Source organism: Rhizobium sp. YTUHZ044 (assembly GCF_051123975.1).
In the GTDB taxonomy this organism is placed as follows: domain Bacteria; phylum Pseudomonadota; class Alphaproteobacteria; order Rhizobiales; family Rhizobiaceae; genus Rhizobium.
On the sequence record NZ_CP101426.1, the window covers coordinates 3771330 to 3785676 of the forward strand.

Annotated in this window: 11 protein-coding genes; 2 read left to right on the forward strand and 9 right to left on the reverse strand. The window is 61.3% G+C overall.

Features of this window, described 5'->3' with window-relative positions:
* Window positions 1-48 precede the first annotated feature (48 nt).
* The 4 genes from NL154_RS18530 to NL154_RS18545 all read right to left on the reverse strand — a co-directional run bounded on the left by NL154_RS18530 (window position 49) and on the right by NL154_RS18545 (window position 4996).
* Complete coding sequence (locus NL154_RS18530) at window positions 49-1104, reverse strand: sugar phosphate isomerase/epimerase family protein (RefSeq protein WP_210629784.1); 1056 nt, start codon at window positions 1102-1104, stop codon at window positions 49-51.
* A gap of 248 nt (window positions 1105-1352) precedes the next feature.
* Complete coding sequence (locus NL154_RS18535) at window positions 1353-2300, reverse strand: substrate-binding domain-containing protein (RefSeq protein ID WP_011426857.1); 948 nt, start codon at window positions 2298-2300, stop codon at window positions 1353-1355.
* A gap of 87 nt (window positions 2301-2387) precedes the next feature.
* Window positions 2388-3392, reverse strand: a complete 1005-nt coding sequence (locus NL154_RS18540; RefSeq protein ID WP_434733168.1) for an ABC transporter permease — start codon at window positions 3390-3392, stop codon at window positions 2388-2390.
* A gap of 77 nt (window positions 3393-3469) precedes the next feature.
* Entirely contained in the window at window positions 3470-4996 is a 1527-nt protein-coding gene (locus NL154_RS18545; RefSeq protein WP_434733169.1) for a sugar ABC transporter ATP-binding protein, read from the reverse strand.
* Window positions 4997-5252: 256 nt separating this feature from the next.
* On the opposite strand from NL154_RS18545, the gene NL154_RS18550 reads away from it, so the two are divergent.
* Entirely contained in the window at window positions 5253-6284 is a 1032-nt protein-coding gene (locus NL154_RS18550) for a LacI family DNA-binding transcriptional regulator (RefSeq protein ID WP_097597195.1), read from the forward strand.
* Window positions 6285-6345: 61 nt separating this feature from the next.
* On the opposite strand, the gene xylA is transcribed toward NL154_RS18550, so the two are convergent.
* The 5 genes from xylA to NL154_RS18575 form a co-directional block, all read right to left on the reverse strand.
* Window positions 6346-7656: a xylose isomerase gene (gene xylA / locus NL154_RS18555; protein ID WP_434733170.1), complete on the reverse strand. Its 1311-nt coding sequence runs from the start codon at window positions 7654-7656 to the stop codon at window positions 6346-6348.
* Between the two features lie 202 nt (window positions 7657-7858).
* A complete protein-coding gene (gene xylB / locus NL154_RS18560; RefSeq protein WP_434733171.1) occupies window positions 7859-9313 on the reverse strand; it encodes a xylulokinase in 1455 nt (484 codons plus the stop codon).
* Between the two features lie 20 nt (window positions 9314-9333).
* A complete protein-coding gene (locus NL154_RS18565) occupies window positions 9334-10356 on the reverse strand; it encodes a LacI family DNA-binding transcriptional regulator (protein WP_210629779.1) in 1023 nt (340 codons plus the stop codon).
* A 201-nt stretch (window positions 10357-10557) separates the two neighbouring features.
* Entirely contained in the window at window positions 10558-12159 is a 1602-nt protein-coding gene (locus tag NL154_RS18570) for a DHA2 family efflux MFS transporter permease subunit (protein WP_210629778.1), read from the reverse strand.
* Window positions 12160-12203: 44 nt separating this feature from the next.
* A complete protein-coding gene (locus tag NL154_RS18575) occupies window positions 12204-13412 on the reverse strand; it encodes an HlyD family secretion protein (RefSeq protein ID WP_221124202.1) in 1209 nt (402 codons plus the stop codon).
* 152 nt (window positions 13413-13564) lie between these two features.
* Here NL154_RS18575 and NL154_RS18580 point away from each other — a divergent pair, with 152 nt between their 5' ends.
* Entirely contained in the window at window positions 13565-14245 is a 681-nt protein-coding gene (locus NL154_RS18580) for a TetR/AcrR family transcriptional regulator (protein WP_221124201.1), read from the forward strand.
* Window positions 14246-14347: the final 102 nt, after the last annotated feature.

Consider the following 14347-nt stretch of genomic DNA (forward strand, 5'->3'; position numbering starts at 1 on the left):
CTTTACGGGGAGAGGGTTAGGGTGAGGGGCACCCACCAGATGCCCTGTTTAGGAAAGCCCCAGCATCCGCCGATTGGCCGCTTGGTCCGTGCCGCCGGCGGCAAAATCGTCGAAGGCCTTTTCCGTGACGCGGATGATATGGGCGGCGACGAATTCGGCCCCCTCGCGGGCGCCATCCTCCGGATGCTTCAGCGCGCATTCCCATTCGACCACGGCCCAGCCGTCGAAATTATTGGCCGTCATCTTCGAGAAGACCGCGCCGAAATCGACCTGGCCGTCGCCGAGCGAGCGGAAGCGGCCGGCGCGTTCCACCCAGCCCTGGTAACCGCCGTAAACGCCCTGGCGCCCGGTCGGATTGAACTCGGCATCCTTGACGTGAAACATCTTGATGCGGTCCTTGTAGATGTCGATGTTCTCGAGATAATCGAGGCACTGCAGGACATAATGCGAGGGATCATAGAGCATGTTGGCGCGGGAATGGTTCTTCACCCGCTCCAGGAACATCTCGAAGGTGATGCCGTCATGCAGGTCTTCACCCGGATGGATCTCGTAGCAGACGTCGATGCCGTTTTCATCCGCATGGTTGAGGATCGGCGTCCAGCGGCGGGCAAGTTCGTCGAATGCGGTCTCAACCAGGCCGGCGGGACGCTGCGGCCAGGGATAGATGAAGGGCCAGGCAAGCGCCCCGGAGAAGGTCGCATGCGCCTTGAGGCCGAGGTTTTTCGATGCGGTCAGCGCCAGCTTGACCTGCTCGACCGCCCATTCCTGGCGCGCCTTCGGGTTGCCGCGCACCTCGGGGGCCGCGAAGCCGTCGAAGGCTTCGTCATAGGCCGGGTGAACGGCGACGAGCTGGCCCTGCAGATGGGTCGAAAGTTCGGTGATTTCGATGCCGTTTTCGCGGGCCTTGCCGGCGAATTCGTCGCAATAATCCTTCGACGTCGCGGCCTTCTTCAGATCGATCAGCTGGCTTGTCCAGGTCGGCACCTGGACGCCCTTGTAGCCGATGTCGGCCGCCCATTTGGTGATCGCGTCCCAGGAATTGAAAGGCGCGGTATCGCCCGCGAACTGGCCAAGAAAAAGGCCGGGGCCCTTGATCGTCTTCATGTCAGATTCCTCCCTGAACATCGACCGTAAACGTTTCTGAAAACTTGTAGCACGCATTTTGACGGGTGCAAGGCGCTTCCTTGTCCTGCCTCGCGGATTTGGCGCGAGGCCAGATGCGATATGGTTGCGAGCTAATCATGATGGGCATTGGCGGGCAAGAGGTACGTGCAGCATTTTCAGCGCCGCGCCGCATGCGCGCATAAAAATGCGCCCGTCCTTTCGAACGGGCGCGTCTTTCGGTCGTCGGATCAGAACGGAGAATCCGGGAAGTAGAAGTTCTTGGCATTCTCCTTGGTGACGAGCGTTGCGTCGAGGATGTAATTGCCGTGAACCGGGACCTGATCGTAGAGCGCCGCCGCCGTCAGCTCCATTGCCGTGCCGACCATTGCCGGCGGATAGAGAACGTCGACCGGGATCAGCTTGTCGCCGTCCATGACCTTCTTGACCATGTCCTTGGAGCCGGCGCCGGCGACGACATATTGAATGTCGGTGCGCTTGGCCTGCTCGATCGCCTGCAGTACGCCGACGGCCATATCGTCGTCCTGGCACCAGACGACGTCGATTTTCGGGTACTTCGTCAGGTAGTCCTGCATTACTTTGAAGGCGTCGTCGCGGTTCCAGTTGCCGTACTGGCGGTCGAGAACCTTGACCTTGGAGCCGGCGATACCCTTGTCGAAGCCATCCTGGCGCTGCTGATCGATCGGGATCGGCAGACCGCGGATAACGACGACCTCGGCTTCCGGCGTCTTTTCGGCAATGTACTTGCCGGCGACTTCGCCGAGTGCCGGGTTGTTGCCGGCGACGTAAAGATCACGCACGGAATTATCGTTGTTCGACGGCGCGCGGTCGACAAGTGCTACGAACTTACCCTTGTCCTTGACTTCCTTGATGGCGTTGACGAGCGGATCCGGGTCCGACGGCAGGATGACCAGCGCGTCGATGCCCTGTGTATCGAGGTCCTGCACGGCGTTTGCCTGCGTCGCGGCATCCGGTGAAGTCTTGACGATGACGTTCAGGCCCGGATGTTCGGCCATCAGTTTCTTGGCGATACGCTCGGCATGGAACACGACGCCAGAAGTCCAGCCGTGGTCGGCGGCCGGAATGGACACACCGATCGTGTAGTTCTTGTCCTGGGCGTAGGCTGCGCCGGCAAAAGCCACCCCCGCAACAGCCAGACCCAACATGAGCTTGCGCATGCTTATTTCCTCCCAAAAATATCAGGGACTTGTCCAATTCGAGCCGGGTGCCCCGTGAAGCCCGGCCAATCCGAGAAGCTCTTTGCCTTAGGATTTGCGAACCAGCGACCGCTGCACCAGCATGGCGATGATGATGATTGCACCCTGGATCGCGCCGATGAGATACTCGCTGATGAAGTTCGAAAGCAGCATGATGTTGCCGACGAGTTCGAGAATGAAGGCGCCGCAGATGGTCCCCCAGACCCGGCCGGCGCCGCCCTTGAGCGCCGTGCCGCCGACGACGACGGCGGTGATGGCCTGCAACTCCCACAGGATACCGGTCGTTGCCGAGGTGGAACCGAGACGCGGTACATAGAGCAGCACAGCGATCGCCACGCAGAGACCCTGGATAACGAAGGCAATCGTGCGCACGCGGTTGACTGCAATGCCCGAATAGCGCGCGACGTCGCTGTTCGAACCGACAGCCACGACATGGCGGCCGTAACGGGTGCGATAGAGGATAAAGGCTGCAATCGCGGTGACGACGAGGATTACCACGATCGGCACGGGAACGCCGAGAATATTGCCGAAATAGGCTGGGCGGTAGAGCGTCTGGATTTCACTCGAGCGCAACGTGATCGCGCCGCCCTGCGACAGCCAGGTGGTCAGGCCGCGATAAATGCCCATTGTGCCGAGCGTGGCAATGAAAGGCTCGATCTTGCCGACGGTGGTGATGAGGCCGTTTGCGAGGCCGCAAAGAGCCCCCGCCATCACCGTAAAGACCACCGCTGCCGTCAGCATCAGCACCGGATCGGCAATGACGCCTGAATTAATGAGCAGGATCATCAGACTGGCGACGAAGGCGACCATCGAGCCGACGGAAAGGTCGAGGTCTCCGGACGAGATCACGAAAGTGGCGCCGACCGCGATGATGGCGATGAAAGCGCAGCGCGTCGCGACGTTGGCAAGATTGGTGATGCCGATGAAGTTCGGATTGACCAGTGCGCCGACGACGAGAAGCAAGGCCAAGGCGGCAAACGGTGCAACCGCGCGCAGATCAACGTCACGCCAGGACCTGCGCCGGATCGCCTTGGTCTCCTCGTTAATGCTCATGTCCAAAACCAACCTCCCGTCCCAGATCGTCTGGGTATCCTATTTATTGTCCGCGTCGGCGAAGTCTTGCTCCGCCCTCACGCAGCCACCTTCTTTTTGAGCCCGGCGGCGTAACGCATGATCTCCTGCTCGGAAATCTCGTCGCCCTCGAGCACGCCGACGATCCGCCCCTCGCGCATGACGGCCACTCTCGTGCAGAGGCCGATGACTTCAGGCATTTCCGACGAAACGACGATGATCGACCGGCCGTCCCGGGCGAGCGCCGAAATGAAATGATAGATCTGCTGCTTGGTGCCGACATCGATGCCGCGCGTCGGCTCGTCGATGATGATGATGTCGGGATCGGTCTCCATGACTTTGGCGAGCAGCAGCTTCTGCTGGTTTCCGCCCGACATGCGGCCCGCGACGATAGCGCTGTCGCGAACCCTGATGTCGAAACGACGTTTGGCTTTCGCCAGTGCGGCCGCCTCGCTGCTCGGGCTGAGATAGCCGTGGCGCGAATGCCGTCCGAGCGATTGCAGCGTCAGATTGGTCGCCATGCCGGAGCGCAGCAGCAGACCCTTCGACTTGCGGTCTTTGGTCATATAGGCGAGGCCGCAGCGATTGGCCGCGTGCACGTCGCCGGAGGGAACCGTTTGCCCTTTGATGACCACCTCGCCCTCGAGGCGGGGCCGCAGTCCCGCAATCGCCTCCATCAGCTCGGTACGGCCGGAGCCGATCAGGCCGGAAAACCCGATGATCTCGCCCTTGCGCACTTCGAAGCTCGCATCCCTGACATATCCCGTCGACACCGAAGAGACGCTGAGGACGATCTCCTCGTCGACATTGGGCTCGACCTTGGCCGGATAGAGGCTGGAAAGCTCGCGGCCGACCATCAGCTGCGCGATCGATTCGCCATCCAAAATGGCGGTCGGCGACGTCTTGATCCACTGGCCGTCGCGCAGCACCGTCACCCGGTCGGTCAGCTCCATCACCTCGTCGAGCTTATGGGACACGAAGACGAAGCTCGTGCCCTGGTCGCGAAGCTTGCGGACCTGCTTGAACAGCATATTGGCCTCTTCCCGCGACAACACGGCGGTTGGCTCGTCCATAAAGACGACACGGGCATCGCGACTGATCGCCTTGGCAATCTCGACCATTTGCTTGTCGGCGATGGAAAGCGTGCTGATCAAGGCATTCTCATCGACATGCGAACCGAGCACGTCGAGGACCTTGCGCGTTTCAGCCCGCATATACCTACGGTCGAGCACGCCGAGACGCGTAACCTCGCGACCGAGGAATAGGCTCTCGGTCACGGTCAGATGGTCGGCGAGGTTGAATTCCTGATGAATGATGACGATGCCGAGCGCTTCCGCAGCGCCATTCGCCGGCAGCACCAAAGGCTTGCCGTCGAGCAGGATTTCGCCGGAACTCGGCTGTTCGAAACCCGAGAGCACCTTGACGAGGGTGGATTTGCCGGCGCCGTTTTCGCCCATGAGCGCATGGATTTCGCCGGCGCGGAGATCGAAGTTGACGCTGAAGAGGACCTGCACGCCGCTGAAGGATTTACATATGCGCCTGGCGGACAGCACCACGGGTGCGGTGTCGGCGATCTCCACGGTCATTATGCCCTCCCCTAGAGCGCCGCACCCGGCAACGCTCCGCTTTGAACTAGCGCACATTTTCCTTGTGAAAACCGCCTTGGGCTCTCAAACAGGCACGCGCATGCGGCTCCCGACCGCTTCGAGCCTTATGTAAACCTTTACATAAAGCATGTAAAGGTTTACATCGTGGATTAACACAGATGAGTTGACGCTTACCTTTGACCTCTCGACAAGTCTGTGTAGTGTCGCGGCGAAGACAGCCTTAAGGCAGAGCCCAGTGTCGAATTCCACGCCCGCAACAATCGAAGACGTCGCCCGGATCGCCGAGGTCTCTATCGCGACGGTTTCCCGGGCGATCCACACGCCGGAGAAGGTCGCCAACTCGACGCGGCTCAAGGTCAACCAGGCGATCGCCATCACCGGTTATACGACTAATGCCATGGCGCGCAGCCTGAGGCTCGGCCGCTCCAACATGATCCTCGTGGTGGCGCCCGACATCGGCGATCCCAATTTCTCCAACATTCTCGTCGGACTGGAGAACGAGGCTCGCGCCCACGGCTACGGCGTCCTGATCGGCCACACCCAGAACGATGCCCAGCGCGGCTTGGAATATCTGAAATTCTTCAACTCCAACCAGGCGGCTGGGCTCATCCTCTTCACCGGCATCCTGCCCTTCGGTCACCAGACCATGACGGCGCGCCTACCGCCGAGTGTCGGGGTCTTCGAACCGGTCTTCAACGGCGGCATTCCCTATGTCGGCGTTGACGATACCGAGGGCGCGCGAAAGGCCGTGGATCTGCTGCTGGCCGAAGGCCATCGCAAGATCGCCTTCATCGGCGATTCCCGCACTCGGCTCGCCTATACCAGGCGCCGCATGGGTTATGATGCCGGTCTCGACGCTGCCGGCGTCCCGCCCGATTTGCGGATCGTGCTCGAAGGCGACGGCACGATCGAAAGCGGACGGCATGCGGTCGAGCAGCTTTTCATGCGCGACACGCTTCCGACCGCCTTTATGTGCGTGAACGACCAGACGGCGATCGGCGTCATGATCGGACTCGGCGCGCGAGGCTATGATATTCCGCGGGATTTCTCGGTGACCGGCTTCGACGATGTGCCGCAGGCCGTCTTCATATCCCCATCGCTGACGACGATCCGTCAGCCGAGAACGGCGATCGGCAAACAGGCGATGGCGCTGCTGCTGGAGCTCCTGTCCGACGGACAGCCAGCCGAGACGGAAATCCTGCTTAGGCCGGATCTGGTGGTGCGAAACTCCGTCTCAGCGCCGTCGCGCAACTGGTTGAAGCGCTGAACGGAGATGGCATAGCCGGCTAACAAATGCGCCGGCGACCGATGGCCGCCGGCGCCTGTCATCAGACGTAACGGTTGACGACGTTTTCGAGCAGTTCCTGCTTGCCGGATTTCGGCTGCGGGTTGACGTCCTTGCTCTCGACCCAGTTCGTGATCTCATCGAGCGAATACTCGCCGCGGAAGAGCTTCTGCGCCTCGGCCGTTTCCCAACCGGCATAACGGTCGGCAAGCGGCTGCGACAGAGCCTTGTCCTCGATCATCTTGGCAGCCGCCTTCAGGCCGCGGGCGCAGCAATCCATGCCGCCGATATGACCGATCAAGAGGTCTGCCGGATCGAGCGACTGGCGGCGCAGCTTCGCATCGAAGTTGGTGCCGCCGGTCTTGAAGCCGCCGCCCGCCAGAACGTGGTAATAGGCGAGCGCCATTTCCGGAACGTTGTTCGGGAACTGGTCGGTGTCCCAGCCGGACTGGTAGTCGTTGCGGTTCATGTCGATCGAGCCGAAGATGCCAAGCGCATTGGCAAGCGCCAGCTCGTGCTCGAATGAGTGGCCGGCAAGGATCGCATGGCCCTGCTCGATATTGACCTTCACTTCGTTTTCGAGACCGTGCTTCTTGAGGAATCCGTAGACAGTCGCAACGTCGTAATCATACTGGTGCTTGGTCGGCTCCTGCGGCTTCGGCTCGATCAGGATCGTGCCCGTGAAGCCGATCTTGTGCTTGTATTCGACGACGAGGTTGAGGAAGCGGCCGAGCTGGTCGAGCTCGCGCTTGAGATCGGTGTTGAGCAGCGTCTCGTAACCTTCGCGGCCGCCCCAGAGCACGTAGTTCTCGCCGCCGAGCTTCTGCGTAGCGTCGATGCAGGTCTTGACCGTCGCAGCTGCGAAAGCAAAGACGTCCGGATCGGGGTTGGTCGCCGCACCCGACATGTAGCGGCGGTTGGAGAAGAGGTTCGCTGTGCCCCAGAGCAGCTTGGTGCCGGTGGCTGCCTGCTTCTCGGCGAAATAATCGACGATCTCGTTGAGGTTCTTGGTGTTCTCGGCAAAGTTCTTGCCTTCAGGGCGCACGTCGGCGTCGTGGAAGCAGTAATAGGGCGCACCGAGCAGCGAGAAGAATTCGAAAGCGACGTCGGCCTTGAGCTTGGCGGCCTTCATCGTGTCTTCGAACCAGGGACGCAGGAAGGTCTGGCCGCCGAAGGGGTCGCCGCCGGGCCAGGTGAAGGTGTGCCAATAGGCCACCGCAAAACGCAGATGGTCTTCCATGCGCTTGCCGAGAACAATCTCGTCCGGCTGGTAATAGCGGAAGGCCAGCGGATTGGTGCTGTCAGGGCCTTCATATTTGATCTTCTGGATATCGCCGAAAAATCCGGTGCTCATATTGGGGTCTCCTTTGGGTTCGTATCTCTTGGCAGTTCTGAATTCTTGTCTGCGGAGGCAGCCCCTCATCCGCCTACCGGCACCTTCTCCCCGAGGGCAGAAGGGACTTGCCGCTACGTTGCAGCTCTTTCAAAGCCATTGCTGCGAACTCCCCCTCTCCCCCGGGGAGAGGGTAGGGTGAGGGGGCCGCCGGCTCGAGTTCTCAATGCGCCAGCGACTTGATCGCCGGATAGAGCGCCCGATAGCGCTTGTAAGCGTCCTCGTAAGCGCCCTTAAGCGCCGCGACCGGTTCGATCGTGCCTGCCGTCATCGGCGGCGTGCAGACGGCGATCGGATCCGCACCCGTCGCCGCGATTAGGCCGAGACGGGCCGCACCGAAAGCTGCGCCGAAATCGCCGTCGGCCGGTAGATCGACCGGAACGCCGAGCGCCGTCGCGATCGACGCCAGCCAATAATGCGAGCGCGAACCGCCGCCGATTGCCGTCACGCGGGAGATGCCGGTGCCGGCCGAACGCAGCGCTTCGAGATTGTCGCGAATGGCGAAAGCCACGCCTTCGAGCACGGCCTGGGTCAGCGCCGCGCGGCTGCTTTCATGCCCGAGCCCGATAAAGGCCCCGCGGATGACGGCATCATTGTGTGGCGTACGCTCACCGGAGAGATAGGGCAGGAAGGTGACGCCGCTCGGCGCCTTCAGTGTCTCGCCGAGTTCGCCTGTGAGATCAGCGGCCGATTTACCGGTCACACCGGAATGCCAGTTGAGCGCATCGGTGGCCGAGAGGATGACGCCCATCTGATGCCAGGTGTTGGGCAGCGCATGGCAGAAGGCATGCACGGCGCTTTCCGGCTTCGGCAGATAGGAGCCGTTGGCGGCAAAAAGCACGCCCGAGGTGCCGAGTGAGACGAAGGCCGCGCCATCGCTGACCGTGCCCATGCCGCAGGCCGAGGCTGCATTGTCGCCCGCGCCGCCGGCAACGACGACCGAGCCTGATATGCCCCACTGGGCCGCGAGTTCGGACCGCAGTCTGCCGGCCTGATCGGTCCCTTCGACAAGCGCCGGCATCTGCTCCCTCGAAAGGCCGGTGGCGGCAAGCAGTTCCGACGACCAGCCGCGCTTGCCAGTATCGAGCCAGGAGGTGCCTGCCGAATCCGACATTTCGGAGATATATTCGCCGGTCAGCCAGAGACGCAGATAATCCTTCGGCAACAATACCTTGGCGACCTTCGCGAAAGTCTCAGGCTCATGCTTCCTGATCCAGGCGAGCTTGGGCGCCGTAAAGCCGGGAAACACGATATTGCCGGTCAGCGCCCGGAAACGCGGGTCGGCGTCGAGTGCGGCGGCTTCGACGTGACTGCGTGTATCGTTCCAGAGAATGCAGGGCCGCAATACCTTGTCGCTCGCGTCGATCAGCGTGGCGCCGTGCATCTGGCCCGAAAGGCCGATGCCCGTGACTGCGGCGAACTCCTTTGGATGTTTCGCCTTGAGGCCGGCCACGGCCTCCTCGGTCGCGCGCACCCAGTGAGCCGGTTCCTGTTCCGACCAGCCGGAATGCGGGCGCGAGACGTCGAGCGCACCGTTGGCCGAACCGGCGATCTTCTGGTCGCCGTCGATCAGCATCGCCTTGACGCCGGAGGTTCCGAGATCGAGACCGAGATACATGTGGCATTCTCCCTTTGCCGTTACGGCAGATTGTCCTTCAGGAATATGTCGAGGCGGATACGCTCCTGCGCTTCGATGACGGCGAGCCCGTCCGCCTTGGCCTTCAGCACGCGAATGGCGCTGCGCACCTCATGACCGGCATTCTGATTGAGGATCGCATCAATCGTGTTGTCGATGAGCGCCGTCCGCGTGTGGGCGGTCAGCTCGTGGGCAATGACCGTCAGCGTCCGATCGACGGCCTTCTCCTTCAGCGCCCGGATAAGGCCGCGATTGCCTGCCCCGAGACTATAGACGCCGATAATGTCGGCATTCCCAAGTGCCTCGGCGACGAGCATATGGGCGATCTCAGGATCGTCACGCCCTTCCAGAACCGGAAGGATCGCAAGATTGGGAAACTCCTCCGCCACGACCGAGGTGAATCCTTCCAGCCGCTCGCGATGGTCGCGCACCAGCATGGAGCCGGCGAGCACGGCGATCTCGCCCTTTCGCGGCCCGAGGAATCGGCCGAGCAGGCGGGCCGCCGTGCGGCCTGCCGCGATATTGTCGACGCCGGCGTAGTGATGGCGCAGCGATCCGGTAAGATCGGACACCAGCGTGACGATGGGAAAGCCCGCATGCACCAGCCTGTCGACGACGGCATGCACTTCAGGCGCATCGGTCGCAACCATTGCGATGCCGCAAGGTTTTTCGCGGGAAAGCCCGTCAAGCACGGCGACAAGAGCGGCCGGATCGAAGGCAGGCACCTCGATGGTGCGAATATCGGTGCGTTCGGCCGGCGAGCGAAGGATCGCCTGCCGGATTTCGGCATTGAGCCCGTGCATGAAGGAATTGTCGCTGGCCGGCAGGATGAAGACCAGCGGATAGGTGCGACCCTTGGCGAGATTGGCGGCGGCGACGTCCCTGACATAACCGAGTTCGCGGATTGCGGTCTCGACCTTCTCCCGCGTGACATGGCGCACACCAGGACGCTGGTTGAGCACCCGGTCGACAGTCGCGAGACTGACGCCCGCCGCAGCGGCGATATCGTGAACAGTTGGCCTCATCATTCCTCCTGACGAGACCATTAGCGCCAAATTTGATGTACGTAAATCAAAAAATCCAGCGGCGCGATTTCCGCATTATTTTACCGGCATTACCGCCCGTTGGCATCGATTCGATCAGCGCCCCCCTGATGACACAGAGGCCTGAAAACCGCAACAAAAAGGCCCTCCGAAGAGGGCCTTTTCAAGGGACGGGGCCGGAGGTCAGTGGCCGCCGCCACCTCCTCCGCCGCCTTGCGGCGCGGGTTTCTTGATCATGGCGACACCGAGGATCATCGCAACGAACAGCGCAGTCAGGATGAGGAACACATCGCTGAAGGAAAGGATGACCGCCTGCTTGGTGGCGAGGCCGACCATCTGCTTGATCGCGACTGAAGTGCCGTCCATGCCGTAACTGCTGAAATTGGCAGTCATGTTGTTCATCTGATCGATCGCCGCCGGATTGCCCCAGTCCATATTCTCCCGCAGCCGCTCGTAGTGCACATCCTGCCGGCTGGTGAGCACGGTATTGATGACCGCGAGACCAACGGCGCCGCCGAGGTTTCTAGTCAGGTTGAATAGGCCGGACGCGCCGCGGATGCGCGACGGCGGCATCGTGCCGAGCGCGATGTTGTTGATCGGCACCATGCACATCATCAGGCCGAACCCGCGCAGGATCTGCGGAATGAACAGTTCATAGAAATCCCAATCCGCCGTCAGGTGGATCATGATGTATGTGCCGGCGGCGAAGCTGATGAAACCGATCACCATCATCAGGCGCAGGTCCATCTTGGTCGACAGCCGCCCGGCGATCGGCGCGGTGAAGAACATCGCAAGGCCAGAGACGAACATCGTCTCGCCGATCATCAGCGAATCATAGCCGCGGATACGCCCGAGATAGACCGGGTAGATATAGGTAAGGCCGTAAAGGCCGATGCCCATGACGAAGGAAAACACCGAGCCGAAGGAGAAATTCCTGTTCGCAAAGGCCTTGAGATCGACTACGGGAAACTCCACCGTGAAGGCGCGATAGAAGAAGACGATGGCCGCGACGCCGGAAGCGACGGCAGCCAGCGCAATGGAATTGTCGTTGAACCAATCGTTCGAGTTGCCCTCTTCGAGCACATATTCCAGCGCGCCGAGGAAGACGCCCATCGAGATCAGCCCCCACCAGTCGAACTTCTTGAAGAGCGACAGTTCCGGCTTGTCGAAGTCGATGAAGTTCCAGGTAACCAGCGTGACGATGATGCCCGGAACGATATTGACGAGGAACAACCAGTGCCAGGAGAAGGCGTGGCTGAGATAGCCGCCGACGGTCGGGCCGATGGTCGGCGCCAGCGTCGCGATCAGGCCGATGATCGGCGAGACGATGCTGCGCTTCGACGGCGGAAAGATGGTGAAGGCGGCCGCGAAAACTGACGGGATCATGCCGCCGCCGATGAAGCCCTGGATGGCGCGGTAGACGATCATCTGGTCGATATTCGTCGCCGTCGCCGCAAGCGCACTCGCCATGGTGAAGCCGGCGGCCGAGATCGCGAAGAGGTAGCGCGTCGAGATGATGCGCGCCAGCGTTCCCGAAAGCGGGATCATGATCACTTCCGCGATCAGATAGGCCGTCTGCACCCAGCCGATTTCGTCGGAACCGGCCGACAGGCCGGCCTGAATTTCGGCAAGCGAAGCAGAGACGATCTGAATGTCGAGGATCGACATGAACATGCCGAGCACCATCGCGAAGAAGGCGATGAGCTTCCTCGGATCCATGCGATCTCCGGCGTGGGCAGGCACCGCCGGCATCGTTCCCGCTGTTGCTGTCGCGCTCCCGGCCATCGGACCACCTCCGCCTTTCCTTTTGCTGGAATTGCTCCGAAGGTTTACTTGTTCGGTGCCGTGCGGGTATCGACGTCGACGACGACGCTGAGGCCCGCGCGCAAACGCCCGCTGTCGAGCGCATCCTGCGGCAGCGCAATGCGCACCGGCACACGCTGAATTACCTTGGTGAAGTTGCCCGTGGCGTTTTCCGGTGGCAGCAGCGAAAAGACCGAACCGGAGGCCGGCGAGATCGATTCGACGGTACCGACGATCGGATGGTCGTCATAGGCATCAACATGGACGTTGACCTTCGAGCCTGGAACGAGATGCTGGATCTGCGTTTCCTTGAAATTGGCGTCGATATAAAGCTGGCGCACCGGAACGAGCGCCATCAGGCGCTGGCCGGGCGAGACCAGATCGCCTTCCTGGATGGAACGATTGCCGACGATGCCGTCATAGGGCGCCTTGAGCACAGTGAAGGAGAGGTCGCGGGCGGCCTTGTCGCGCTGGATTTCCAGCGTGCGGACGGAACCTTCGGCTTCCCTGCGTTGGGCTTCGAGGATGGCGATATTGGCCTGTGCCGCCACGATATTGGCGTCGCCGCCGGCAAGATTGGCCTTGGCCTGATCGAGGGCCGTATTAGCATCATCGAGATCCGCGGTGGTGCCGACCGACTTCGCCTGCAGGTCGCTCTGGCGCTTCTGCTTGATTTCCGCGCCGCGAACCGTCGCTTCGAGGGCCGTCTTCTGGGCCTGAGCCTGCACGAGGCTCGCCTTGGCGCCTTCAATCTGCGCATCAATACGGCTCAGCGAAAGCTGCTCGGTCGCGATCTGGGCATTCGCCTGATCGAGGGCATTTTGGTAGTCGCCGTTATCAAGGGTAGCAAGAACGTCGCCTGCCTTGACTTCCTGGTTGGCGACAACATTCACCTTCGCGACATAGCCGGTAACCTTCGGCGAGATGGTCGCGATATCGCCTTCGATATAGGCGTCGTCGGTCGACACCATGAACCGGCCGTTCATCCACCATTCGTATCCATACCAGCCGCCGCCCGCAAGCAGGGCAAGCACGACGATCGGCAGCACCGGGCTGCGGCGCTTCTTTGCCGAAGCAGCAACCGGGGCCTCGGCCGGCGCCGATTGCGCGGGAGCAGCCGGCTTTTCCAGGGCTTCCGCCGTCGGAGCCTCTGCAACCACCGCGACCTTTGCCTCTTCGGCCTCGGCGTTTTCGCTGACGATACGCGCGACGTTGCTTTTCTGGTTGCTCGACATGGCCACTTTACCGATCTTTGGAGTAATAATCGAACTGAACGGTTCGGTTCAGTTGACATAAACCTGTTTTATCGTCATATCAAGATGTATAGAACCAATCGGTTCGATTTCTTTTAAGGAAAATGCGAAACCGTAAACACGGTTAAGGAGACATGACGTTAAAACCCGACCACGCCGCCGTATTCAGCCCTCCCGCTGCCGGAGGCCGATTTGCTGCGGGCGAAGATCCGGCCAAGCGCCAGCAAATTCTTGCCGGCGCCAAGCGCGTGTTCATGAAAATGGGCTTCGACGCCGCCAGCATGAACGACGTGACGCGCGAGGCCGGAGTCTCCAAGGGAACGCTCTACGTCTATTTCACCAATAAGGAAGAACTGTTTTCGGCGATGATCGAGACCGAGCGCGCCGCTTTCGTGGCGGCCGTGCGCACGGCGCTTGCCGAGCATGACGACCCCGAAGCCGGCCTGTACGAGTTCGGGATAAGCTTCGTCACCCACATGACCGATGAAAAGGTCATCAGCGCGATGCGCACTGTTCTCGGCGTTCGCGACCGCATGCCCGTGCTCTGTCAACGCTTCTTCAAAGGACCGGTAAACCTGCGCACCATCATGCGCGACTTTTTGGAACAGCATGTCGCCGAAGGCCGGCTCGAGATCGACGACATCGATCTGGCCGCGGGCCAGTTTCTCGATCTTGCCAGCGGCAGCTTCTTCAAGCTCCGTCTGTTCGGCAGCATGGAAGAACCGCCGACTCGTGAGGAAATCGACCGCGTCATCCGCGGTGCGATCAAGGTCTTCATGGCAGCCTACGGCGTGCGCCGGCACGAGACTGCCTAACCCCGCACCGTTGACTGCCGCTCTCCTTCGGCCAAAACTCCGCAAGAACGATCAAACCCGGCTGCCGGCTTTTCTCTAAGGAAGAAGCCGCAACCAAGGGAG